Annotated in this window: 22 protein-coding genes; 3 read left to right on the top strand and 19 right to left on the bottom strand. The window is 35.5% G+C overall.

Annotation, left to right across the window (positions count from 1 at the left end; translation table 11 throughout):
• Positions 1-41: 41 nt before the first annotated feature.
• The 6 genes from L2567_RS19245 to L2567_RS19220 all read right to left on the bottom strand — a co-directional run bounded on the left by L2567_RS19245 (position 42) and on the right by L2567_RS19220 (position 4,196).
• Positions 42-536: a peptide deformylase gene (locus L2567_RS19245; protein ID WP_235299486.1), complete on the bottom strand. Its 495-nt coding sequence runs from the start codon at positions 534-536 to the stop codon at positions 42-44.
• Positions 537-593: 57 nt separating this feature from the next.
• Positions 594-1,544 carry a DUF819 family protein gene (locus L2567_RS19240; protein WP_319942143.1) on the bottom strand — a complete coding sequence of 317 codons (951 nt, stop codon included), beginning with the start codon at positions 1,542-1,544 and terminating at the stop codon, positions 594-596.
• A gap of 6 nt (positions 1,545-1,550) precedes the next feature.
• On the bottom strand, positions 1,551-1,736 hold the full coding sequence (locus L2567_RS19235) for a hypothetical protein (RefSeq protein WP_235299484.1): 186 nt from the start codon (positions 1,734-1,736) through the stop codon (positions 1,551-1,553).
• Between the two features lie 72 nt (positions 1,737-1,808).
• Complete coding sequence (locus L2567_RS19230) at positions 1,809-2,600, bottom strand: hypothetical protein (protein ID WP_235299483.1); 792 nt, start codon at positions 2,598-2,600, stop codon at positions 1,809-1,811.
• Between the two features lie 25 nt (positions 2,601-2,625).
• Positions 2,626-3,384, bottom strand: coding sequence for a DUF6090 family protein (locus L2567_RS19225; RefSeq protein ID WP_235299482.1), 759 nt, complete (start codon positions 3,382-3,384; stop codon positions 2,626-2,628).
• Positions 3,385-3,407: 23 nt separating this feature from the next.
• The gene (locus L2567_RS19220) at positions 3,408-4,196 is read right to left on the bottom strand and encodes a DUF6090 family protein (RefSeq protein ID WP_235299481.1); all 789 of its coding nucleotides are present in this window, start codon (positions 4,194-4,196) and stop codon (positions 3,408-3,410) included.
• Between the two features lie 649 nt (positions 4,197-4,845).
• Here L2567_RS19220 and L2567_RS19215 point away from each other — a divergent pair.
• Complete coding sequence (locus tag L2567_RS19215; RefSeq protein ID WP_235299480.1) at positions 4,846-6,213, top strand: hypothetical protein; 1,368 nt, start codon at positions 4,846-4,848, stop codon at positions 6,211-6,213.
• A gap of 354 nt (positions 6,214-6,567) precedes the next feature.
• On the opposite strand, the gene L2567_RS19210 is transcribed toward L2567_RS19215, so the two are convergent.
• The 11 genes from L2567_RS19210 to L2567_RS19160 form a co-directional block, all read right to left on the bottom strand.
• Positions 6,568-6,954, bottom strand: coding sequence for a RidA family protein (locus L2567_RS19210; RefSeq protein WP_235299479.1), 387 nt, complete (start codon positions 6,952-6,954; stop codon positions 6,568-6,570).
• A gap of 249 nt (positions 6,955-7,203) precedes the next feature.
• The gene (locus tag L2567_RS19205) at positions 7,204-7,644 is read right to left on the bottom strand and encodes a hypothetical protein (protein WP_235299478.1); all 441 of its coding nucleotides are present in this window, start codon (positions 7,642-7,644) and stop codon (positions 7,204-7,206) included.
• A gap of 117 nt (positions 7,645-7,761) precedes the next feature.
• The gene (locus tag L2567_RS19200; RefSeq protein WP_235299477.1) at positions 7,762-8,292 is read right to left on the bottom strand and encodes a serine hydrolase; all 531 of its coding nucleotides are present in this window, start codon (positions 8,290-8,292) and stop codon (positions 7,762-7,764) included.
• Positions 8,293-8,630: 338 nt separating this feature from the next.
• On the bottom strand, positions 8,631-9,989 hold the full coding sequence (locus tag L2567_RS19195; RefSeq protein WP_235299476.1) for an NAD(P)/FAD-dependent oxidoreductase: 1,359 nt from the start codon (positions 9,987-9,989) through the stop codon (positions 8,631-8,633).
• A gap of 141 nt (positions 9,990-10,130) precedes the next feature.
• Positions 10,131-10,757 carry a hypothetical protein gene (locus L2567_RS19190; protein ID WP_235299475.1) on the bottom strand — a complete coding sequence of 209 codons (627 nt, stop codon included), beginning with the start codon at positions 10,755-10,757 and terminating at the stop codon, positions 10,131-10,133.
• The gene (locus L2567_RS19185; protein WP_235299474.1) at positions 10,747-11,241 is read right to left on the bottom strand and encodes an RNA polymerase sigma factor; all 495 of its coding nucleotides are present in this window, start codon (positions 11,239-11,241) and stop codon (positions 10,747-10,749) included. Before L2567_RS19185 ends, L2567_RS19190 begins: the two co-directional genes overlap by 11 nt.
• A gap of 89 nt (positions 11,242-11,330) precedes the next feature.
• The gene (locus L2567_RS19180; RefSeq protein WP_235299473.1) at positions 11,331-12,470 is read right to left on the bottom strand and encodes a phosphatidylserine decarboxylase; all 1,140 of its coding nucleotides are present in this window, start codon (positions 12,468-12,470) and stop codon (positions 11,331-11,333) included.
• A 9-nt stretch (positions 12,471-12,479) separates the two neighbouring features.
• The gene (locus L2567_RS19175; protein ID WP_235299472.1) at positions 12,480-13,322 is read right to left on the bottom strand and encodes a DUF6090 family protein; all 843 of its coding nucleotides are present in this window, start codon (positions 13,320-13,322) and stop codon (positions 12,480-12,482) included.
• 647 nt (positions 13,323-13,969) lie between these two features.
• A complete protein-coding gene (locus L2567_RS19170) occupies positions 13,970-14,386 on the bottom strand; it encodes a VOC family protein (RefSeq protein WP_235299471.1) in 417 nt (138 codons plus the stop codon).
• 172 nt (positions 14,387-14,558) lie between these two features.
• Positions 14,559-15,413 carry a sulfite exporter TauE/SafE family protein gene (locus tag L2567_RS19165; RefSeq protein ID WP_235299470.1) on the bottom strand — a complete coding sequence of 285 codons (855 nt, stop codon included), beginning with the start codon at positions 15,411-15,413 and terminating at the stop codon, positions 14,559-14,561.
• A gap of 175 nt (positions 15,414-15,588) precedes the next feature.
• Complete coding sequence (locus L2567_RS19160) at positions 15,589-16,341, bottom strand: DUF6090 family protein (RefSeq protein WP_235299469.1); 753 nt, start codon at positions 16,339-16,341, stop codon at positions 15,589-15,591.
• A gap of 483 nt (positions 16,342-16,824) precedes the next feature.
• Here L2567_RS19160 and L2567_RS19155 point away from each other — a divergent pair, with 483 nt between their 5' ends.
• Positions 16,825-18,021 carry a hypothetical protein gene (locus tag L2567_RS19155; protein WP_235299468.1) on the top strand — a complete coding sequence of 399 codons (1,197 nt, stop codon included), beginning with the start codon at positions 16,825-16,827 and terminating at the stop codon, positions 18,019-18,021.
• Positions 18,014-19,444, top strand: coding sequence for an IPT/TIG domain-containing protein (locus L2567_RS19150; RefSeq protein ID WP_235299467.1), 1,431 nt, complete (start codon positions 18,014-18,016; stop codon positions 19,442-19,444). The genes L2567_RS19155 and L2567_RS19150 overlap by 8 nt, the downstream gene beginning before the upstream one ends.
• 116 nt (positions 19,445-19,560) lie before the next feature.
• On the opposite strand, the gene L2567_RS19145 is transcribed toward L2567_RS19150, so the two are convergent.
• Complete coding sequence (locus L2567_RS19145; protein WP_235299466.1) at positions 19,561-21,603, bottom strand: M48 family metalloprotease; 2,043 nt, start codon at positions 21,601-21,603, stop codon at positions 19,561-19,563.
• A 138-nt stretch (positions 21,604-21,741) separates the two neighbouring features.
• A complete protein-coding gene (locus tag L2567_RS19140; protein ID WP_235299465.1) occupies positions 21,742-24,663 on the bottom strand; it encodes a MopE-related protein in 2,922 nt (973 codons plus the stop codon).
• Positions 24,664-24,774 lie beyond the last annotated feature (111 nt).

Raw genomic sequence — 24,774 nt, 5'->3', positions numbered from 1 at the left:
AGCAGCTGATGTCTTATTTTTCTAAAGAATTTGATCATTTTTCAAAAAGATTTCCATTTGAAGGATTGATTATCAATAGCTCTCATGGTGCAAAGAATGCCCTCCAAATGATCGTATTCATGTTGTATTAACTCAGATAGGTCATCATGCATTTCCAATTCTTGTTCCTGCCAGTTTTCATTGCGAAACTTTATAGTGAGGGATTTATGTCTTCTGACTTTGACTAGCAGGTTGGGAAAGCTCATGCAATCATCCCAAAGTTCCATTTTCTCTTCACTTAAGTTGCTTAATACTGGATTAATAAAGACGGTCGGCTGATCAATATTCATGTAGATGAGCCGCTTCATGATTCCCAACTGAGGAGCTGCGATGGCTCTACCAAAATGATACTTAGCCCTTATTGCTTCCATCACATGATGTAAGTCAGCAACCCATTTTTTAACAAAGGGCATCTCCGATTCCACAATGGGTTCACTGACCTCATAAAGTAAAGGGTTTCCAAGTAGTAATAAGTCATCGATCGTCTTCCTCTGCATTCTGCTAATATCTAAAAAATTTAACCATTACGTTTTCGTATTTTTTACACCTTGAATCTACAGAATATAAATCACAAGAAATCCTAAATAGGTACCTAAAGCCATTCCCAAAGTACCCACTAAAATTGCAGGTAGCACCAATTCTTTACGATTGAAGGATTCTGCTAAGGCAATAGCTGTAGCACCTCCACCTATGTTGGCCTGGCTCACTATAGCTATCATTTCCCAATCCCGATAAATTAGGCCTCCTACAAGAACTACGATGACACCATGTAAAAAAACAGCTAATCCAGTAAATAGGAGCAAGGAAATACCAGCGTTCTTTAGTTCGGCAACAGCACTTAGTTCACAATAGGCACCTATGACAGCTAGAAACAGAAACATGAGATACAATCCTAGAATATGGCTACCCTTCAGATTTGCTATAAACTTAATCTGAGCTGCGAGTATACCAATTGTTGACAGTATCAAGATCGCAGGTATTTGAGGCAAAAATGTATGAATAAAATCAGAGGTGTAGAAGGCCGAAAACCCTAAAAAAAACAACCATGCAAGTGTAACTAAGTCGATGCTTTCATCTTCAGGATGAACAACGCTTTTAATAGAAGTCTCTGATTCTAAGCCTTTCCTGCCTTTCCAAAAGCGACTTAAAATCACTGGAAACGACAAGGTTACAATGATCCACAGCGTGGTTATCACATTATCTACCGCAACCGTCCCGGCATATAAAATACCTTCTTTCTGAAAGTTGTATTCCAGAGCTATCGCATTAAAATTGACACTGCCTCCAGTATATGTACCAGTAAGCATGCCGGCAATGATCTTTGCATTCTCACCCAAAACACTTGCGGGTGAAAGAATATACCAGGACGCAAGAATACCAATTGTTGTTCCCAATGAGCCTAATAAAAACAAGCCAATCATGGGTATGCCCGCTTGTTTAATGGAGGTCAAATTGACATTGAGCAACAAATAGAAAATTGATATAGGTGCAACATATTTGAAGATCGCATCCTATAAGGAAATGCTATTGGAAGCAGAAGGGACCAACTTAAGGTTTGCCAGTACAGCGGTAAATAGGATAACCAACAAGGCTGCTCCAAATTTTTTACCCCATCTGGATTTGCCGGCATAGACGGCTAAAACAACCAGTAAACATAATATAGATAATACGTAAATCGGGTTACTTACAAAGTTCATTATTTTGTCCTATTTCATTCACTAACTTTTCCATCTCTACAGATTCAAAATTTATCCACCAATCAATGAGACTTATAAGATCATATCAATACTTTCAATAAGATCATCTATAGAGCTGTTGAGCGACTCCATGGCAAAGTAAACCGCTCGCAATTCGGCAAATCTTGCAGTATACATACTTGCAAACTCCCTATTATTATAAAATGCATCGAGGTCGTTTGTGAAAAATTTATCCCCTGAGCTAAGTATTGAATCTTCACCTAGAATCTCAAACATTCTTTTTCTATAATCCGGACTTTGAGTATACATATCTAACACACTAAAATGCTTTATAAGATAGGGCATCTCAATTTGTTTCCAGTACTCTTCAAATCTAATTAGTGTAATATCGACGTTTTTGATTTCTGAATTATAGGATAATAAATAATTTTTCACTTCACTCGTCAAAAAAGCAGTATAAGTTCCCGAGTTTATGAAATCACTAAGCGAACTTGTCGTTAAGGATTTAAGTCGCAATGGACCCAATTTTCCAATTTTCGTCAAAAGATAAAGGTCCTCATTTGCCAGATCCAAATTGTTATTCAAAGTGTCCATCAGGTTCAGGCTATTTCGAATTTGAGCATTGACTAAATTGATATTGTGCGGTATTTTTTCTTTATTTGAAATCAATTCTGCTTGTAGTGTAGTGAGGTTATTTTTAGTTTCTATGGAGTTAGTTCTCTCATTGTTTAGATTATTAACTTGAAGCGCAATCAGAATTCCAACAATCACTAGAATGATCTCACCTAATGCATAAAGTAGGTACTTGCTGAATTTCTGCTCTGCTAAGAAACTCTTTCTTACTTTTCTAAAGAATTTTATCATTGGTTTTCTAAAATTACTTGAGGATTTATGAAAGTTCCTGTTCAATCTCTTTCAATATGGTTTCTATTTCCTTTCTTATGGTACCCAAAAACATTTCATCTGAAGCTAATGACTTGAGTACTAAAGCATATTCAAATAAATAATTCTCAAACTCCACCGAATCAAACAGCAATTTATTGTTTACTTTTTCTGAATATGAGTGATAGGCTATTCTGTTCTCATGAAAGGCTATTTTTTTCAGACTGCCTCTTTTAAAAAATATCTCCTTTATTTTTTGTTTTCTAGATATTCCTCCATTTTCCTGACGCTTGTAATATTCTAGCAAGCTTTCAAAAGATGCCAGACGTTGTCTAAGTTCCTGACTAGTGATTAAGTTTAAATTACCAGAACTAATGATATCATTTAATACTCCTCTTGAGGGTTCATAAGTTGCTATTTGTCCAAGAAATTGCAGCATTACATCCACAGAGTCAGTGGTAACTGTATCTAATACACTTTTATCAAACAATACCAATAAGCGATTCACATCTTGCAAAATATCGGTTGCTTCCCTAATGGATGTATTAACCTTTTCAAGATTGATGCTAAATTCGGTATGCAAGGACGATAAATATTTTTCTTCCATTTCACGCTCTCTTCTATGTCCGTTCCAGTTGTTAATTTGAAGGGCAATCAAAATTCCGACGACTACCAAAACAATTTCTCCTATGGCATATGTCAAATACCTTTTGGTTCTTCCTTCTGAAAGAAAATTGAGGCGAATTTTTCTAAAGAATTTGATCATTTACTGGATAGCTTAAGCTGTTATTAATTTATTTTTTTACATGTGTCCTCCAGACGATTAAGAGGCTCTTCTATCTCGTCGAGAATTCTGTTTAAATGTTGTTTGTGACGTTCATACATTGCGATATTAAATATTAAATCACTCTCAAATTTTTTAAAATAGATATGGTTCTCGTCCTTAATCCAATCTATTTTGGGCAGCACCTCTAAAACTTTCGAACCCAAAGACATTTGCATATATTCAACTTCTTGTAGACCGAAGCCAGCTGCATTTTCAGGATAAGACCTTTCCACTAGCTCATCTCTGTTTTGATTGATTTGCCTGAGAATATTTTCCATATTGCTATAGAACTGAGATAATGCATTTCTAAGATCCAAATTCTTTAATAGGTTGAGATTACCAGAGGAATTTAAGTTGTCGAATGCTACTGTTCTTGGAACAAAGACTTCAAGCCGTATGGTTTTAATCCAATCGTTTAATAAAGTCTGTTTATCCTTCTCAGACCGATGAAGGTCTAGTATTAACTGTTTCGAGTATTCTATTTTCTCATCTGCCAAGGCGATCGAGGAGAATATTAACTTTCTATCCTGTTCAAAATCTTCAAGTATTCTGCAGTAGTAAGTGTTTTCTATTACACTATTCTTTTGATTTTCATTCCAATTATTCACCTGCAATGCGATTAAAATTCCCAAAACTACCAATATAATTTCCCCAATAGCATAGGCCAAATAAGTACTCATCTTACCTCGTCGGGTGGCTGGAAGGCTATCGAAGATAAATTTTTGCCGAAGTTTTCTGAAGAATGGGATCATTGGGGAATCGTTTCTCTAAATATAGTACATTTGTTGCTTTACAAAAGAAGTCTGTTTCGTAAATCCATTCTTCAAGTTTCACAAAACTTGGTCCTTCAACTCTTTTTGCAAAGTATGCCCTTTGAGTGATTTGTAAACAAGTGGTCTCTTATTTTTCTAGGTAATTCCTAATATTACCTTGCAAAACTTCAATATCTGATTTCAAGGTTGTTGATTTCTCTCTCATTACTGAAGCATGAAATAAACTCATTTGAAGAAGCGGTATTATTGTATTTTTTTCAAGAAGCGAATCATAGTCTAAGGGTACCTGTAGCCTTACCGAAAATGAATACCAATCTAAAATTAACTAAATTTGAATTGTTTCGAAAAAAAGTAAATTTGGGCAAGACCAGATTATAAAGCTTCAAAAGAGAGCGAATCCCAGAGAGGTATGGAAGCGATTTCTAGAGCATTAAGAATCAATAAGGGTACATCTTACAAAAGGACTCAAAGCGTAAAAGCACTGAAATCGGCAATTATTTTATATGAGTTTCCAGGTAATAAGTATTATTGTTTGACAACAATTATGACAAAACGCAATTGTAAGGTTATTATTTTGCATCTAAATTTAATGTTAAGGATGCGATCAACAAGAATTGACTCTAATTAAATGACAAAAATACCGCTTTTATTGATTCTGGCCTTCTGTGCAATTACTTCCCGTTCTATAAGTCAGACATTATTTGATAATTCCAACGCTCCAGCTAAACTCAGAGTGTTTATAGATGGTTGTGAGCGGTGGGATGGAGGTTGTGATATGGATTTTATCAGAACAGAAATTACAGCAGTTAATTTCTACAGGGATAATCAAACGGCTGATCTGTTTCTGTTAATTAACAATAACAGATCTGGTGGAGGTGGAAGACAATATCAACTTCTGTTTATTGGTCAGCAAAATATCCATGCGGGAAGAAACGACACCCTCTTTGTAAATACCAAACAAACAGATACCGACTATGAAGTTCGGGAAAAACTTACTCGGTTCATCAAATTAGGTTTAGCTCCGTATGTTGCGAAAACAACAGCCGGTGAGGGAATCGAAATCAATATGAAGACTAGCTCTGGCATGATGGAAGAAACAGAGCAGGAAACTATTGATCCTTGGAATTATTGGGTTTTTAATGTGGGGAGTGATGCGAACATTGAATTAGAGGAATTGAGCAGAGAAATTAATATTGGTGGAGACATCAATGTTAACCGTATCACTGATAAATGGAAAATAAATTTATCGGGAAGAATTGAGGAAAGGCTGAGAAGAACGATTCAAAAAGAACCAAGAGTTGATGAAAATGGCCTACCGGTTCTTGATGAAAACGGTAATCCAATCATCGATGAAAATGTAAATAGTTTTGATGTGTCAGAATTTGGATTTGGTCACCAGCTGGTGAAGTCTATCTCACCCCAGTGGTCGTATGGCTATGATATAGAAGGTCTTCAGAATACTCGTTTTAATTATAAGTTTCAAACTAGCTTTAGACCCGCTATAGAATACAATTTTTTTCCGGAATCGGAGCAGAACAACAGATTTCTAAGAATGAATTATGGGGTTGAAGTGAGGAATAATCAATATGTCGAAGAAACGATTGATGGCGTTACTAAAGAAACCAGATTCCTTCATAGTTTGAGAACAAGTCTGGGACTTAATCAAGTTTGGGGTAATCTGGAAGTGGGCTATCGATTGAGAAATTATTTAGATGATTTTAGCTCCTGGACCACAGGTTTGAATATTAGGGCAGAAGTCCGAGTCACTGGGAATTTTTCATTCTATATGAGGGTAGAAGGAAATTATGTAAAGGATCAGATTTACCTGGCAGCAGGAGATTTCACCGAACAAGATATTTTGAGTGGGAGGGTAAACCTACCTTCGGCATATACCATCGATTCCAGATTTGGATTCAATTACCGCTTTGGTTCTAATCTCAATAACTTCGTGAATCAAAGGTTTTTTGGAAGGGCCAATTTTGTTGGGAATGATTAATATATCATTCTGGGTAGTACAATTCACTCAGAATTCTTTTGAATAGTTCGTTACGGAATCTTATCATTTATTGAATGTAAGATTTCTTTTGAATAGTACTTTCAAGCAAATTGATAAAAACTGATGTTTCCTCTTTTATTTGCTTAAGATAGACAAGGCAATCTTCATTTATCCAATAATGAAGCGCTGCATTTCGTAAATATCTTGAGCAAGACTTTCTGTGTATGCATTTTAGCTTTTGTTATCGCTACTCAAGATTCTATTCCAGAATTTTTATTTTCTCAACTTGCTACCTACCACACTTAATTAGACACCGTATTAGCATACGTTTCTTAATGACCAGCATTTTTGGTGCTATTGAGGATTATAGGCCCAACATTCCATCTCCACTCGAGCACCAAGTGCTAGACCGTTAACGCCCATGGCAGAGCGTGTAGGGTATTTACCGTCCTCAAAATAGCCAGCGTATATTTTATTAAATTCTTGCCATTCGGACATGTCTGCTAACATCACGGTACATTTAAAGACATCATCTAGACTAAGTCCGTGCTGAGCGAGCGTAGCCTGTATTCGTTCAAACATACGGTGAGTTTCAGGTTCAATTCCACCTGGAACAACTCCCGTCCCTTCCCCAGCATCTCCTATTTCACCAGAAAGGAAAAGGATATCGCCAACTTGTACTGCACTTGAAAAGGGATAAGGGAGTCCAGAAGGTGTAAACTTCGGAGCCTGTTTCTCCAAGTAAACTTCTGATTCTGTTCTTTCCATTGTGCTAGTATCAATAGGACTATTGATATTTTCAACTTGACTATTTTTACAACTCACCAGGACTAACAGGATTATAAATGATGATTTCATTAAATGTTTCATGATTATTATCGTTTGCTAATGTATACTAATGCGTTCGTGTATGATCCTGCAGCGTGAAAATTCTGCAGAATTTCCGAGTAAGAAATCGATACGTATTAAAGTTAGTGCTCATTTTCATCATTATTCGGTTTCAGGGTAATCAAGAAATACGATCTTCTCAGCCTTGTCAAGATAAGCAGTTGTATAAAGAGTTTGGCTACTTTCTAAACGATAATATCTTAAAGTTTGGATATCCTCACCAAAAAAATGTATTCCTTTATTGTCAACATTCTTCATTCCCAAGTATGTTATTGACTGAGTTTCTGACATAACTTCTTTTAAATAGTTGGAATAGTATGAAAATGGGAAATTTGGATGCACATTTACATTATTTTTGTCTGAGTTTATGTTTTGCAAAAACTCTAAATGAAATTTTGTTAATTTAGGATTTGTATCCTCAACTGGTACTTTCTTAGATAATTTTTCTAGCTCGGGGTAATATAATGTGGCTAATTCTTTGGACAAGGATAAACTAGTAGCTCGATGCAAACCAAAATACCACCAATAAGCCAATTCTTCCATCCAGCACCGTACGAAACGAAATTTCCGTTATCAAGCTTTGCCAATTCAAACATCAGCTTTTTTGATTTTTCATTTAGAAATTCACTTGAAAAAAGAGCACTGTAAAATTTAAGCAAATCATTGGCTGTTGTACAAATTGCCCACATCAGCTCTGCCGTAGGCTCTAGGAGCCATCAAATATCCATTACCCATTCCAGATACTCGCGTTTTCATTATTTCAGGGTCATAATTAAGATAGCCGGATACCCTATGTGGTATAATTCTAATGGGGTCATCAATGTATGTCTCATTTAGGGATAATGGCTTCAATAGTACTTCATTCATATAATCTCCATAATATTGACCGGTTATTTTTTCAATCACAACACCTAATACAAATGGCACACTTGAATAAGATGCATCAGTTCCAGGTTTAAATTTCAATTCTTCATTAAAATGAATTTCAGTGATATCGGCATCTACCTCCAGATTTGCTTTTCCATAATACCCTTGGTCAAGTATTTTTCCATCTTTTGCTATCAAAAAAGCGATTCCAGGAATATTCTTAGACTCCATCCTTTCCAATATAATCTGATTCGTTTCACTTTGGGAAAAAACAGCTGAATACAGCAGTGAAATGGTCATAAAAACTAATACATTTCTTTTCATTTTGTCAGCTTTCTAATGACCACAAACTCAATAATATTCTTATCTAAATATATTATTTTTGACGTTTTTTCTTCTATAGCTGTAATGCAATTTTAATCGCTCATTATCTAGAGGAATTCAGAATTCAACGAATCAACGTTTAGAACTCACAATTGGGTTGTACAATTATTTTTAGACACAAGAAACCTTATCCATATAGAGACCTCACCATTGACCTACAAACCCATCCTAAATTTTCGTCAAATACAATCTTGAAATAAACGCAGTAATTGCTTTTACGGGTCACAAAAAAGGACTTACGTTGTCCATTCACTTTAGTGTTTGTTTGGCATCTGGATCTATTGGTCTAGATTCTTGAGATCCACCATCAATCGCCTTGCGCCTAAGGCTGATTTAGCCTTTTGATACATTAATGATGCATTATCGATGTTCAAAATATGATCAGCAGCAATTAAGCCATAAGCTAATGAGCCTTTCGCACCAATACCTGACATTCCTCCGACAAGTAAAAAGCTGGAATCAATTTCTGTTCCATTTTTCAAGGTATGACTTACGTATGGTATTTCAGATTCAGTTAGAGAATATACACAAGAGTAGCCATGGTCAAATTCTAAATCAGAAGATTTTATAGGTAAATCGAGTTTAGCCAAATAGTCCGCCGTATTTTCTTTGCTCCATTGAATTTCTTGCTCGGTCAATGCCATTGCCCATACTTCGTCCAAATTCTTAATATCAGTCCTTAAAAAATGTCCACCTACTTTCAATAGAGGTCTTCGGTCACTGTCAAACTTCTCAATCATAGAATAAAATATTTCAGAATTTAAATATGCAACAGGATAAGAGGAAACAAGTCTGTCCTTCTGGTCACTTGTCAACATATCATACTTATCTGGTTTTATTTTTAAAAAAGAAAGAAATAAACGCTTTGGACTTATTAAATGGTCAAAGTATGGTGCTATATCTTTCACTAAAGCTCCATTATATGGACCAGCAGCGGCAACTACTTTTTTGCTCAGAATAGTCTCGCTTGTTCCGGTTTTAGAATCTCTAATTTTAACAACATAGTATCCATTCTCTTTTTTTAAACTGGTAACTTTTTGGTTGTAGTTGATTCTACTCCCGGATTTTCTGATTCCCTGATGTAGTTTTTTAATCAATACCTTGGGATTAAGAGTGCCAGAGTATGGCTTATACTCTCTAATGACCATAGTAGTATCTGATATTTTCATTCCAAATTTTTCTTTGGCTTCACCTGCGGTTGAGGCGATTTCATATTTATCGCTTTGCCCGTCTAACAATTCTTCAACTTCATCTAATTGGGATTTAGAATAAATATAGGTTACTGGTGAGGTGGTGTAGATATCCTCCATAGTATGTAATTCCTGCAATTCGACTTTATTGAGAAAGTCAATGAGATCTTTGGTTTCCGCTACAGAGGTTTGTTGCAGGAATGAGAAAATATCATCTCTCGCACCTAAACTTCTAGAAATTCTTGCCTCTCCATAACTAGAGCCAAAAGTGTAAATTGAATCCTGCTGCTCAATCAATAGAACATTTTGGCCGTATTTTGATAGCTCCCATGCCGTTGAACTGCCCATTAGACCACCACCAATTACCACGATGTCTTCTATTTTATCACCGGTTTGACATGCTAATAATGTGAATGAAAGAGATAATATAAAGATTAGATTATGCATTTTTTAGATATTCATGTGAACGGTCTGGTTTATAGGCAGTTATGATTTGCAAGGATACGCTAAAGTAGACAAGAAAAAGCAATTACTCATTGCCGTTGTTGTGGTTAGTGCGTACGGAAACGTCATTGCCTTCACGCTGTTTTATTTTAGGGTGTTTATGATCTCCATTTCTTTTATGAGCGTGTCGATACCGTTTGGCTTCCGGCTTTGCCATTCTAAAATAATCCTGCTTACAAAATAGGCGGTAACAGTCAACAGTGGAATAAGCACAAAAATCCATCCCAGGGATAGGTCCATGCCATTTATTCCGAAAACTTGACCTAGCGTTTTCCCTTGTTGATTATAAAAGGTATAGATAAGCAATGGAGTTAAGATAACAGGAATGCTTATGACTCCCGTCTTAAGGTTGTAATTTCTTATTATTTCCATTTTTGAATGTACTGATTTCAAGTATTCATAGCAATTATTCTGATAGTTAATTTGTTTGATTTCATGCAATTGCTTTCTACCCAGCCCGAACCAAAACAATGCCGGCAATGAACCTATAATTCCCCATAGAATAGCATGGTCGTTATCAAGCCAGATATTCAAGGCAAATACCGTAATCACAGCCAAAAGGTTAAAATTCACTCCTTTGCTGAAGGATTTACAAAGTTTTTCTACCACATTGATTGATCGAACATCTAAATAATTATTGATTTTTGCTGTTTGTATGGGTTGTTGCAAAAAACCACGATCCCAAATTTGCTCTATACTTTTAGCTTCCATTGATTATTGATTTTAATTTTTTTTTAATTCTATTGATTTTCACTCCAATATTATTAGCCTTTAATCCTATTATTTCAGCGATTTCTTGGTAGTTTTTTTTCTCAAGGTGAAGTAGAATAATTGCTCGGTCGATTTCACTGAGCTGTTTAATACCTTGGTAGAGATGAGCCAATTGATTATCCATTTCGGAAGAATAATTTTCTGACTCTATTTCGTATATTGAGATACTGGAATTTTCTAGAGAACTTTCTTTTCTTTGCTTTTCTTTTCGTTTGAGTGTCAAACAAATGTTAAGTGTAAGACGATAAATCCAAGTTGAGTATTGGGAATTACCCTGAAAGCTCTTGCGGCTTCTCCAAATTTGCAAACAAACTTCCTGATAGTAATCTTTAAAGTCGTCATCGCTATTGGTATATGCTCTGGTAATTTTATAGATGATGAGTTCATAAGGCTTGATGTATTTTAAATAGAAATCTTCACTCACTTTTCAAATCTTTATGTAGTTAGTGCAGATTGCTAAAAATAATTACACACCTTCTGGATTTTAATGCAGTTGCTTGCTATATCTTGTGATCAGTTTTTAAATTTTCCTATTCTTTGACCCTGTTCAACAGTCATCGAATTCAACTTGCCCTTTTCAAAAATTAATAATACTGTAGATCCTCCATACGCAAAATGTCCAAGCTTTTCTCCCTTATAAATCTTTATTGGTTTTTCACTTGTTACTTTTTTATAGTCATTTTCAAACACTACAGAACCTACCGTCTGCAAACCTATAGGAACCATTGCTATGAATCCATAATCGTTGGTTTGAATAATAAAATACCCATGTCTAAAATTCTCAAACACGCTATAGTCCTTATTATAACCCGGATTGCCATTATTGATCATGTCTAGCATATTAGGCATTCCAAAAAGTCTGTTCCCAACTTCTTCCTTTGATTCAACTATTTTTCCAGTTGTTGGCGAATGATAGTGATGATAGTTGTCTGGCATGAGAAAAACAGCCATTGCTGAACCTCCAACAAATTTATCGGCATATTTCGAATGGTCAAGCAGTGAATTTAGGCTCATTGTCATTCTACCTTTTGTTGGGATTTCTGTGTCCAATTCCAGCTCATTAGCTATCATATTAATAATTCCATCAGCTGGTGAAACAAGAACAGCATTATCTGTTGGATCATCAATAGGGCGTGTTCCAGGTTTTAAGTCTCGGGTGAAAAAATCATTGAATGACTTGAATCCTTCATCTGGCAATACAAAGTCTTCATTCCCGAGAGAGTTGTCAGATAACCAGTCCTCAATTATTTTAGCTGATTCTGGACTGTCCATAAATTTACCACGTTCTTCGATGAATGAATTAGACCAACTGAGTCCTGGTTCGCTAAGAACGAACTTCATTCCATCAGGATTTTTATAGTACAGAAAGGTGAATTGTAGAATCTTATCCAGGCCATTATGTGTATTGGGCAAGAAATAGAACCATTCGTTTAAGAAATCATATAAATCATTCACATTTTTGTCCTTCCAAGGGTTAGGCTCCCCATTGGGTAAATCATGAACATTTTTTAGCATTAAGTCAACGGTTTTTTTCAACTCCTCGTTTTTGTTATAAAGACTTTTAAGATCCTTAACCGGTAAACTTTCATTTTGTGCCGATAAAGTAAATCCAATGAGTAACATTAGAAATAGGCAAATTACATTTTTGAGCATCATGTTGTTTTAGTTTAGTTTTATTAATCCATTTGTAATTTGCTCTCTTAAAGTTGTATTGAGGTCTTTAAATTGCAATAACTTGTCGAGAGTCCCACCATTATTATCTTGAAAAGCTATGAGGAAATTAGATAGTTCATCCTTAAAAATTGGGTCTTCAGGATTTTCCACCACCATACGCTCATCTTTTTCTATGAATGACATGAACCGCATTAAACCATTGGGATCATTATAAATTTTGAGGATGGAGACTTCTATATCAAAAATACTGCTGCTCATTTTTGGCTGTTCGTAATCGTAATATCTCGAAATTTTCGTTGTTAGAGTATTATCGGATAGTTGTAATCCTTTAGATTTTAATATCTCGTAAGCATTATTAATGGGGAAGTAGCGCTCAAACGTAAGTAAATTAGCCAAATGAAACTGCAGTGAATCATTATATACCCCTATGGAGTCTACGAATTGCCGCAAAGGGATGAAGGCATTTTTTGTCTTTTGACGTTGTAGAATAATATCATCTACAAAGCCACCATCTTCATCCAGGTTTTTTATTACTTCAGTCAAGATATAACGTTCGTCCTTTTTAGATTTCTGATTTTCATTCCAATTGTTGATTTGAAGTGCAATCAAGATTCCAATAACAACCAGAATGATTTCACCAATGGCATAAATCAAATATTTACTGAATTTACCTGCTCGCCCGTTGGTCCCGGCAGTCGGATTTTCTGAGATAAAGTCTTGTCTAATTTTTCTAAAGAATTTAATCATTGGTTTTTTGTTTTGGTGAAGTACAACTAGCCCTGCTATGGTACGTGCGTACGGAAACGAAGGGTAAAGTAAGGTTTTAGACATTATTACACTTAATCAATCCGTTTTGAACGATTAGAATAGTGAACCAGCTAAAAGCGAAAAATGCATGGATAAGAAATTTTGGTTGAGAGTTGCTTGGTTGACCAATATCAGTTAACCAATTGTCCGAAAATCCTATCAGCATGATCAACCAAAGAATGATGCTTAGTATGAAATAGAAGTGTTTTCGCATAGTTTTGAAGTTCTTAAACGGTTATCTTTTTGATTTGTGCGAAATCAGACACTTCTCAGATTCAGCTGCAAATCGGATCTAGGCTAAATTTATAAATTTTATTTTAACTTCAAACGCAAGCGCTTATGATGCACGTTTTTGGCTCTTCTGCGATAGCAATTTAAACGTGTTGCTTACTTTTTATGATTTCAGCAATTTACTATGGTCGCCAATTTCTAATTAATTTAATAGTATTCTGTTTAGAATCCCAAATTCTTGGAATATAAATCTCGCTTCTCACAATTTTCCTCAAAGTGCCAATGCTACAGATACTGCAAATACCAATGCAGGAGCTGAGCCTTCATATGCACATCGCTGTGATTCCAATTCACAGGGGAGAGTAGAGCTTTGGGTGATTTATCTGAAGAGGCATATGCTATGATCAGGGGTTCTTATCAGGTCCCCCCCCATATCAGACCTAAGTGGAACTATATTCGCTTATTTCAAAAAGATGATGGTCAGGATCGCGAAAAAAACATCTGGTCTCTTTTCCTCTTTTTAAAGGTGGCGTAATGAAAGTTGCTCCTCTATCCTTTAAAATCTGATACGACTTCATACAATTCCGGACCCTAATCGTGAAGCAGTGACTCACCTGATCTTTGTTATTGGGTACCATAAAATACGTGTTAGGTTTATCCTCTGTTGGACCACCAGAGGTCACGAGCAGAAGCCAATTGTCCAAAAAATCTAGTACAAGGGAATCACCCCCATATTCACGGTAAATTTTTGCTCCTAATACTTCGACGTAGAATGCCTTGGAAATAGAAATGTCTGAAACCACTAGAATGGTAGTTAGGGCTGAGCTTTCAAAAGGATCCATGTCAGATTTGATCATAATTCTTGATTTGTCTCGTTGTTCAATTTTTCTTCGTATTCGAAATCCATTTCTTTTTCATCCAAAAAACTGACCTTAAGCTAACTATTCAATTCCGCAACTACCGAAAAGAATATCATAATCCTTCCTTTATCGGTCGGGTGTTCAGAAAAAGAAGGACAAACTCGTCAGTTTAGCTTTTCATACTTGATCTAAACATCACTAATGAGGTATAAACAATCACAGCCATTACGATCCAGCGCAAAGTATCCAAAGGCAAAGATTTGACCCAAAAGGCCGCTATTAATACCGCAATCGCTCCAGGAACGGCCATTGCCAATGCTGCTTTTCTATTATAACTACCCGTACTTATAAATTTAGCGGAAGCCGGTGGCATTAAGAAAGCGCAGGACCCCATCATGATCGGAAAGGCAACCAAAGGCGACATACCCAGCGCATAGACCAGAGCCATACATGGGGCATAAAGGCCGATTCCTACTGTCATTAATCCACCAAGAATAAGATTCCCCATGCAGGCTAAAAGTAGTTTCCACCCTCTTAGACCAAGCGCCTCTCCTCCACCCTGAATCCAATCTAGTTGACCTGCCAACATGAAAAAGGCAGTAACGAGCAGAGCAAATCCCATAATGAGCTGAATTCTTTTGACCTTCATTCTTGCAACATAACCCGCGCCAAAGATCGCTCCAATGGTTGCTGAAGCCAGCATGGCGAGTAAGGTTATTGCATCCACTTCTACAATTTGTATAAAGATCAACGCTTGTATCAAAACGGGAATGGTATTGGAAACATTAAGCGTTCCCGGCAAAACCCTGTCTTCCGTTTGCTTTGTGAATTTCAGCAAGGCTGTTTGTGGGGCAAAAGCTCCGATTCCAAGCACATCGAAAAAATTGACCACAAAACCAATTAACGCTGTTTTTAATGTACTCACCTCCTCCATGGAGTTCTTGTGCAGGACAAGATCTTTTGCAAATCTATAAACAAAGAAGATCATGAGGACAACGAGTCCCATCCAAATAGCAAGGATCATAAAGTTAAGTTAGGTTTATTTATCAACTTAAAGGCGTCGATTTTTAAAAGCAGTGGGTGCGATTCCTGAAAATAGAATGCCTTAGCATTAGTACCCTTTCCGGAACGTAGACGACTTTATGTTTTGCAATAAGCATAATGTGGATGCTTTATTCAAATTTTCCTAAAGAATTTGATCATTTTAAGCTTGCAATTTCTTTTTCAATATCTTGAATTAAAGCCCATAGTATATTTTCGGTCATCGTCAGAAAATTAATTCTAAGTTTTAAAAAATTATACATATCAATCAAGGCGTTTTTAAACCCATCATTCTTTTTTAAATCTTCAATATTCTTGGGTCGGTTATAATCGAATATAATTTCTTTACCATCTTCTGAAACTGAAGTAGTCATGGTAAAATTTTCTCTCTGATGTTTTTTAAACTCAGGATAGAAGTGCGTTTTGTAGCCGTTTTCACGAACATCTATATTTTTGAATTCCTTTTCGTACATCAGTGTTATCCTAAGTCGCAGCGTATCATTAGAAATGATTTTATTCGGATTGTTTTCCAGGTTTTTGTAGGTAGTGTTTGCATTATTAAAAATGGGATTTCGATCGAGCTTATCTAACCATACGGAAATGGAATCCACATGATTATTTTGGGAATTCAGGAACCTTAAAAAAGACTTGGAGTTACCTGATGCTTTAGTTAAGATGCTTTTTATTTCAAGTACTTCCTCAAGATTCTTAGAAAGGTCTTCATTTAATTGCTCCAAAATAATGATTTCATTTTTCCGGATTTTTCTTTTCTCGTTCCAATTGTTGATCTGCAAAGCAATTAATATACCGATAACGACCAGAACAATTTCTCCAATTGCATAAAGTAAATACTTACTGAATTTGGTTTCAGCAACAAGTCTTCGTCTAATTTTTCTGAAGAATTTTATCATTGGTTAGTGGTTAGTCGATAACGGAAAGTAACGAAATGGGAATTGATTGTATAAAAATTAATATATCTTAACGGTATAGCAAATCACAGTTTCTTTAATTCTTCTATTTCTTGTCCTTTCTATTTTGACTTATATCGTTTTCTTCTATGCCGAAACGAAAGGAAGAGCATATCGCTTTTAGCATCAAGATAAAGTGAGCAATTACGACAAAAACTTATAGAGTATCTGAATTTAGTTTGAAGATCAATATTTGTGGTTTTCTAGTGCCCATCTATCTATTAAGACTTCTTCAATTGCTCTAAAGTAAGGTACATGCTAAAATCACTTATTCCCCGTTGTAATCAAAATAATATCAAGAAAGTTTTGGGACAAGAACTACCTCAAAATTCAAGTAAGTCAATAGAAGTAAATATGAATTTCAAGACTTAATTGGGCATTGCTCAATGATATTTGTATCTTCGCTTTTTGCAAATACAATGGAGAATGAACCGAGACCACTTATTATCCTTTTTATTTATCGTATTAACTATACCTAATCTGACTGGCCAAAGGGTTTTTGTTCCTGGATATTACATAAATCTTGAAGAAGACACGATTAAGGGTGAGATTTTACAGGCTGATCTCAAATCCAGATTCGACGATTTTGTATTTAGAAATGGGTCAAAAACAGAAACGATTGATCATGAAAAGGCCATTACTTTCAGTTACGACCAAGGACGAAAATTCACAGCAGCAATTGTAGAAAACACTTATACGGAAGTTTTGGTAGAAGGAGTACTTTCACTCTATCAAAGAGGGGATTTGTTTTACTTCAAAAAGAATGACCGTATTTATTTGATTAACACAACACCTATAAACGTTGAAGACAATAATAGCCTAATTCAAACTATAGATCCACAATGGAAAAATATCATCACTGCTCTAACAGCGGATTGCAAGACTTCGTACCTTGAAGAGATCACCTTATTGGTGCCCAATACTAAAAATTTTATCACCGCAGTCGAAGAGTACAATCAATGCTATGCACTTTCGTCGACCTTATATACTAAATCCAATGAATGGGCCAGATTTAAGTATGGAGCCACCTTTGGACAAAGACATTCAAGGCTTAGATTCTCTAATCGCAGCAGGCTTGAAGAGTATGTACAAGAACAATATCATGCCGATAATTTATTTTCAGGATTAAGTTTGCATCTGCATTCTCCAAGACTCAATCGAAGATTTGGCCTGCAATTGGACTTCTTATATTATGAGCAGCGATTTTATTCTTCAAACATTATTTCTAACGAAGGTATAATGAGGGATAACCAAGTGGTCATTGATACTCGTCGATATGAGTTTCCTATGTATTTTACATATCAAGTGAATAAAGGCTTTGTATCTAATTTTCTTCAACTTGGAATTAGTACCGATTTCGTATCCCAAGACATAAGATACATAACAGATGAAATTCAGCAAAACCAGATTACTACGTCACAAATAAGAGATCCCTGGGTAATAAACAAATGGCAAAATTCTATTATTGCAGGGACATCACTTGTTTTCGATTTTAAGATTGTTGAGTTATCTGCAGATATTAAAATTAGACTCGGAGATCGTTTCAACAAGACCGGATTCTTTAATTCCTTTGATCGGGATTTGCTTTACGGCATCACTTTATATTATAAGAACTATGAATAAGTTTTTACTTTTTTTATTGGCCATATTAGCATTCGGTTGGGGTTGCGATAAAGATGAGGTCTTAGAAAAGGATTATCCGCGTATTTTGACCAATCCCATCACGATAACGCAAGATGGGAATCTAAATCTAAGTGCCGAAGTCATCAACTTTGGAAGTGAGCCTATCGTTGATATGGGGTTTGTTTTCATTACTCATGGTGATGAAACAGAGCAAACAAAATATAGTGTTGAAAAGGGCTCAAAAGAGTTCCACAAAGTAATTGAACTTGACCAGAGTCTATATTACTATGTGGAGGCCCATGCTTTCATTGAAACCGCTGACTTTCATTCGGAAGGAAAGGCAAGCATACTTATGTTTAAACCAGAACCGCCTTTCAAGATTTTTGATTTTAATCCAAAAACCGCAGGATATGGTGACACAATTACTATCTATGGAAAAGACTTCGAGAACTTGAAACAAGTTTCCGTCAAATTGGGAAGTATTAATAAGGAGATTATCGAACTAACAGACACTACGTTGAATTTTGTCGTCAAACCAATATTTAATGGTTCTGAGGCTAAGTTACAAGTCATTGGTAAAGCACCAAATTCTGGATTAAGACGCAAACAATTTAAAAGTGAATTTATCTATGCGAAACCAATGATCTTTGAAGAAGTTCAGAATGTTAAGTTTCATGATACTATTGATATTTCTGTTGAAAATGTTTACGGAGATGGACTTGAACTACAAATTGCAAATAAACCATCAGAAATAATTTCATTTACAAAAAATTCGATTCGAACAACAATTGGATCGATCGTAGATAGGCAACGAGCAAATATTAAAGTTAAATCTAATGGTTATGTTGACACATACAACGGATTATTTATTGAAGATCCCATTGTTTCTGAATTTACTGTGCTAGCTGGCAAACCTGGGGACACGATTACTATAAAGGGCAATGGGTTCATCGCAGATAAGAATAAAGCTATACTCAGTTTTGTAGATGAATCAGACGCTTCAACAATCACTGCTGAAAGAGAAGAGTTCGTCGCCATTGTTCCAAGAGGAATTATGAAAAAAGAAACTCCAGTAAGACTTGTGATGAATTTTTTCAAAGAAGAATTAGGTATCTTTATTGCGGAAGATCCAAAACTTATATCATTTACGCCTGCAGTGATCGAAAATAAATCTTCAATTAGAATATACGTAGATCATTTCGAGAGTTACTCAGCAAGACCAAAATTTCAGATTTGGAATTCTGGATGGGCTACATTATGGAAAGACGATTTCATTGAATATCACAGCGATGGAGTGACAATTTTTTTAGAAAATACTAGTGTATTCAATGGGATTGAAACGGGAGACGAAGGCATTATTGAAATAAGAATGACAAATGCATGGTATGAAGAGATCATTGCAATACCGTATAAATTCGAATAGATTATAACAATATAAAAACCATAGAATCTTAAAGAAAGATCTTGCATTGTGATATTGTAAAACTTTCTATACCCAGCAAAAATGTTCACCCGAAGACTTTCAATATACAGACCATTTTATATTAATCCTTCTTGATACACAAGCAGTCTCTTCTTCAAAATAAAATAACCTTGAGATAATAAAAATACATAGTTATTAATAGCTAAAAATAGTACTTCTAGACTTTGCTCATTGTATTTATCGTAGCCGAAATAAGTCCAGTCCCTGGATAGGTATAAATCAAGATTTTCCCTTATATCTGGTGTTATTACTTGCTCATACTTTTTATCTTCAAGCATCATTCTTATTTCCACTTTCAATTTCCTTTCAAGTCCTGCGACTTTCGCAAAGTTACCTCTTATTTGTTCGAAAGGAGTTGTAACATTGATAAAGTCTAATGCCATGGATATTTCTCTATACAGCTTAGACTTTTCATCAATTTCTCTTTCGTAAGCAAACAATTTATCATACATACGTTGCAATTGTGGCGAAAGCTCCTTTTCACGTTCCTGTTTCACAAAGTATTGAAAAATTTGAAGGTCATTTTCTTTAATTCTTAAGTAGATCGTGTCCAATTCTTGCTTCAACTTTGGCACAAGAGTTTTACTATCTTTCTTATTATATTTTTTGCCGTCGAAGTCAAAAGTTTTCACTTTTATCAAGCCGTTCGAAATCTGCTCGAATGTTTCAATATCTTGTTCCAATGCCAATGATTCATTGACCCACTCAACTTTAGTACTCGAGAACAAGTCGTTAAATTGCTGAGCTCCACTTAAATCCATCATCTCACTCGTTTCAAATGCGGTGGGATTTTTACGATCATAGTATCCATTGAATTTTTTAGGAAAGCTACCATCTTCATATTCAGATATAAACTCTGATTTAAATCTTTCATGTGAAATCACAGAAAATTCGGACTTTTTATCAATGTCATTAAATAATTTGTAGGTAAGCTTTTGTTGAATCGCCTCGATGTTTTCAAACAGTACAGAGGCTGGATCACTCTTATTTTCATCCATCATAAATCCTGTTGCTTCGAGTCTTTTAATGCGATCTTCAGTACTAGGATGCGATGCCCATTGATCTTTTATAACGAGCTTTGATTTATTGAATTTGGTCAATGTGTTTTCATCAACCTTTGGAAAACGACCTTCTATATTCACTCCATTCTCTTCAGCGAGAAACTTCATGACATATTCGTGGTTTTTAAAAATATTATCAGTCTTAAGGTTTTCAGTCACCTTCTTTTCATAAAAGGATAATACATTTGAAAAGGAATGATCTGCAAGAGATAACCTTAAAAGCGATTCTTTCAACGGTTCATATCCGGTGACAGAGGCAGCAATCGCATCTGCGTGAAATTCCATTTCTCTTGACAATGCCATATACGACTTATTGACCAGACCATACATTTGAGCTAAAATCCACTTAATCAAATCTACGATCTTGCTTGCTATGATCACAAAGAATGTGAAGTAACCACTTGCATTGGCCCACTTGTTTATCATATTTTCATAGGAATCGTTATCGTACAACAAATTGAAAGTAAGCTGATTGACTTGATATACATAGCTTCCTACCTTCATCGTCTTTTGTGAGAAATGACCAAATTCGTGGCTCAAGATGGCTTCAAGTTCAGAAATTGTGGTAGAATTGACCAAACCAAGTCCAATTTGAAGATTTTTCTTTATTGGGAAAAACATACTCCAAAAGCTTGAGTCATAAAACACAGAAGCATTTACGTCGGATGAGAGATAGACTTTCTTCGGAGGACTAGTCCCTACTTTCTTAACAATGGCATCAATCATATCAAATAACTGAGGTACCTCTTTACGCCGAACTTCTGTCAAAAGAGAGCGATCGACTTTATTGGCCTTGAAAAGAAATTTTACAAGGAAATACAAAACTAGAATACCTAAACTTGACAATCCTACACCCAAGGCTCCAACGACTAAACCTGGAGAAGCTCTAATCATTGCAATAGCTGCATAAATGCAGACGACTGTCAGAGCTATCGCTAGTGCTAACATAATTAGATAAGTAAATAGGAAAAGTATAATTCCTCCAACTGATTTGATGGTTTGATATCTGAATTTTGATGAGATTTTAATATTTTTCAATGGTATTGTTGGTTTTAATTCAATTACAAATACGCCAAAAAGAAATTACCTACTTTTAAGGCGAAAGAGCGAACGATCAAACTATTTCTTCCTCTTAATTCTAAGCCACTTGGCTTTGACAAAAATTTTCATTTGCAATCAAAAAATGATCAACTTCTCAAATCGGACTCCTTCCTGTTGTTTGTTTTCAAGTATGATGAAATAGGCTCCTTTTTCCAAGTTCTTCTTATACACTTTCTGATAATTAATGGACTCTCTATCTAGAATTTTCCTACCATCAATTAGATAAATAGATAGCAAGTAATTAATCTCCTTTTCATTTCGAATATAAACTTCTCCACGTGAAGGATTCGGAAAGATATCAATCCCAAAATCAGATGCATTTTCAAATAAGGAAGAAATCAAATCTTCACCATCACAGTTCTCATCAATACCATTATTCGCAATTTCTTCGGCCTCAGGGTTGATTAAAGCGCTATTATCATCACAATCCTCATCCGAGTTAAATCCATCCATGTCTTCATCGATCACCAATATTTCTCCATCACAGTTTTCATCAATGTCGTTGTTAGGTATTTCTTGTGCTCCCGGATTAATTGATTCACTGGAATCGTCACAATCTTCATCGGAATTAAAACCGTCCATATCCTTATCAACGATCAATGCCTCTCCATCACAATCTTCATCGACCTCATTATTTGGAATCTCCTCCGCTTCAGGGTTAATCAATGCGTTACTGTCATCACAATCTTCATCTGAGTTGTAACCGTCCAGATCTTCATCGATCACCAGGATCACTCCATCACAGTTTTCATCAATGTCGTTGTTGGGTATTTCTTGTGCTCCCGGATTAATTGATTCACTGGAATCGTCACAATCTTCATCGGAATTAAAACCGTCCATATCCTTATCAACGATCAATGCATCTCCATCACAATCTTCATCGATCTCATTATTCGGAATCTCCTCCGCTTCAGGGTTAATCAATGCGTTGCTATCATCACAGTCCACATCCGAGTTAAATCCATCCATGTCTTCGTCGATCACCAATATTTCTCCATCACAGTTTTCATCTAGGTCGTTGTTGGGTATTTCTTCCGCCCCAGGAAATACACTAGCATTATTATCATTACAATCGTCCCAGAAATAATATTGATCCAAATCTTTATCGAAAGATGACACAAAGCTATGTTCGATCGTGTTTGTTTGAATAGGTCTGTTCAAGTCAAAATAAATATAGGCAGTATTATTTACTTCGGTGAATTCCGGAACATCTTCTAATGCTTTGATAGCGAAGGTAAGATAACCCTGACTTCCTGCCTCATCTTGTATTTTAGGAGGGAGTTTCACATCATCAAAATAGTAAAGTATTTTATGATCTTGAGTCCTTTGCAGTCTATAGGAATGGCTGGAATTTATCGGCCTAAAGGAATTGATATCGTAAATACTCGATAAGGTATCTTCAATTCTTACATCGTAAGTGGTATCATTCCCTTCATTTTGAAATCTAATGGTATAAAAAATTTCATCACTGATAAGCGAATAATCAAGACTGTCACTACCTATCTTCACTGGAATAACTTGTTTGTCATTCGGGTCAAAACCACACCTTATAATCTCACCAAAGGTAGTGTCAATCTCTATGTCGTCGTTTTCAAAAATTACGGCCAATTCTAATTCTTCACCAGTGAATTCTTCATTGGCAATAGAAACTTTAAAAGTCAAGGTTTCTATTCCTTGAGGTTCTAGCTCATTTACCTCTTTAGTGAGTGGCAGTGCCAAATCTAAAAGGTCAACAAGTTTCAAATCAGTTATTTCGATTTTCCCGTCAAGGAGGTTACATGTAGAATTAACCAAACTTACATCTATTTCGGCTTCTCCGTTACATCTTGCCCGTGTCATATTAAAGATCAAATAGGGAGCTTGGCCTGAATTTTGTTTGGTATACACTGGTATATTGTAAATGCCATCTTTGTCTAACGAGTCCATTGACGCAAATAAAGTAGAACCTCGTTCGTAACAATCTGATTCTAAAAATTCAAAATCAACATCAAAGATTCCCGCGGGAAACTCATAAAAACCATTTCCATCAGAATAGACATAGAAAGAATCTGGGAGGACCAATATTGGACTATATGGAATGATTTCTTCACTTTCATCAAACATGTTGTTCCTATTCGTATCATGATAAATACGTCCTTTAAAAGATTCTTGAGGTTGAATGGCGCAAGTCGAATCCACTGAAATAATTACTGGATAATAATCAGCATTAAATGGTCCACTATTCGTATCGAATTTGCGGTATATACCAAAAGTATATCCTCCAGTTTGATTAGAAATTCCTCGATTGTTATCCCATGAACTACCTACATTATCCGTAAAACTTAAAATTGAAGGGTTCTGATAATCTCCTGTATAACATCGAATTTCAGTGGTTTCACCAGTTTCTATTGTTGCTCCAACAACCAAAAGATTTGAATTACTGGTTGCTAATCCTTGAGGGAACAAAGGAAAATCGAATTCATATTTTGTTTCATAGGTTCCAAAAGTATCTACTATGACTTGAAGATTACTTCCCTCTTCATCCAACAACCTTACCTGAAACGCAGTAAAAAGATTACCTAACAAGGCGAATTGATTAGAATTCCCTAATTCCTCTACAAAAATGATCTCTCCATTATTGGATTCAAATTCTTTGACTTCGTCATTTTCATAATTATATTTCAATAGGGTCTTTCCATCTCTGTCGTTTATTAAAATGGCACCATCACTTAACAATCCAAAATCTAGATAACCATCAAAATCGAGCGACCTTTTGCTAATATCGTTTCCGTTAAGATCAAAGAATCTTACTTCATTTATATTCTGTTGGAAGGACCAATTCCATGCCATTATTATTGAGTCATTCAGAATCTCAATATTGAAAATAAATGGGTCAGTTATATTATTTCTTCCGGAATGTAACGAGTCCCCATATTGATTGTATACATCTATACTCAATTCGTCTGTCTGAGTGGTAACAATATAGATTTTGCCATTAGAAATGAAGTGTCCCCACAAAGTGGGACCGTTTTCTTAAAGAATTAATATAACATATTAATTATTATCATAATATTTTGCTTCTTTTAATTTCCACATTTTTTTGTGGAAAACTATGCGGCTTTTCCATAG

The sequence above is a fragment of the Portibacter marinus genome, assembly GCF_021533195.1.
Lineage (GTDB): Bacteria > Bacteroidota > Bacteroidia > Chitinophagales > Saprospiraceae > Portibacter > Portibacter marinus.
Note: the sequence above shows the minus strand (reverse complement) of the source record. Positions and strands in the feature narration are given on the sequence as shown.

Coding starts and splice junctions, on each gene's coding strand:
- L2567_RS19195 (WP_235299476.1), bottom strand. CDS start 9,989: ATGCATAATCTAATCTTTATATTATCTCTTTCATTCACATTATTAGCA.
- L2567_RS19175 (WP_235299472.1), bottom strand. CDS start 13,322: ATGTCTAAAACCTTACTTTACCCTTCGTTTCCGTACGCACGTACCATA.
- L2567_RS19190 (WP_235299475.1), bottom strand. CDS start 10,757: ATGGAAGCTAAAAGTATAGAGCAAATTTGGGATCGTGGTTTTTTGCAA.
- L2567_RS19235 (WP_235299484.1), bottom strand. CDS start 1,736: ATGAACTTTGTAAGTAACCCGATTTACGTATTATCTATATTATGTTTA.
- L2567_RS19245 (WP_235299486.1), bottom strand. CDS start 536: ATGCAGAGGAAGACGATCGATGACTTATTACTACTTGGAAACCCTTTA.
- L2567_RS19170 (WP_235299471.1), bottom strand. CDS start 14,386: ATGATCAAATCTGACATGGATCCTTTTGAAAGCTCAGCCCTAACTACC.
- L2567_RS19225 (WP_235299482.1), bottom strand. CDS start 3,384: ATGATCAAATTCTTTAGAAAAATTCGCCTCAATTTTCTTTCAGAAGGA.
- L2567_RS19220 (WP_235299481.1), bottom strand. CDS start 4,196: ATGATCCCATTCTTCAGAAAACTTCGGCAAAAATTTATCTTCGATAGC.
- L2567_RS19205 (WP_235299478.1), bottom strand. CDS start 7,644: ATGGAAGAATTGGCTTATTGGTGGTATTTTGGTTTGCATCGAGCTACT.
- L2567_RS19165 (WP_235299470.1), bottom strand. CDS start 15,413: ATGATCCTTGCTATTTGGATGGGACTCGTTGTCCTCATGATCTTCTTT.
- L2567_RS19180 (WP_235299473.1), bottom strand. CDS start 12,470: ATGCTCAAAAATGTAATTTGCCTATTTCTAATGTTACTCATTGGATTT.
- L2567_RS19160 (WP_235299469.1), bottom strand. CDS start 16,341: ATGATAAAATTCTTCAGAAAAATTAGACGAAGACTTGTTGCTGAAACC.
- L2567_RS19150 (WP_235299467.1), top strand. CDS start 18,014: ATGAATAAGTTTTTACTTTTTTTATTGGCCATATTAGCATTCGGTTGG.
- L2567_RS19215 (WP_235299480.1), top strand. CDS start 4,846: ATGACAAAAATACCGCTTTTATTGATTCTGGCCTTCTGTGCAATTACT.
- L2567_RS19155 (WP_235299468.1), top strand. CDS start 16,825: ATGAACCGAGACCACTTATTATCCTTTTTATTTATCGTATTAACTATA.
- L2567_RS19200 (WP_235299477.1), bottom strand. CDS start 8,292: ATGAAAAGAAATGTATTAGTTTTTATGACCATTTCACTGCTGTATTCA.
- L2567_RS19230 (WP_235299483.1), bottom strand. CDS start 2,600: ATGATAAAATTCTTTAGAAAAGTAAGAAAGAGTTTCTTAGCAGAGCAG.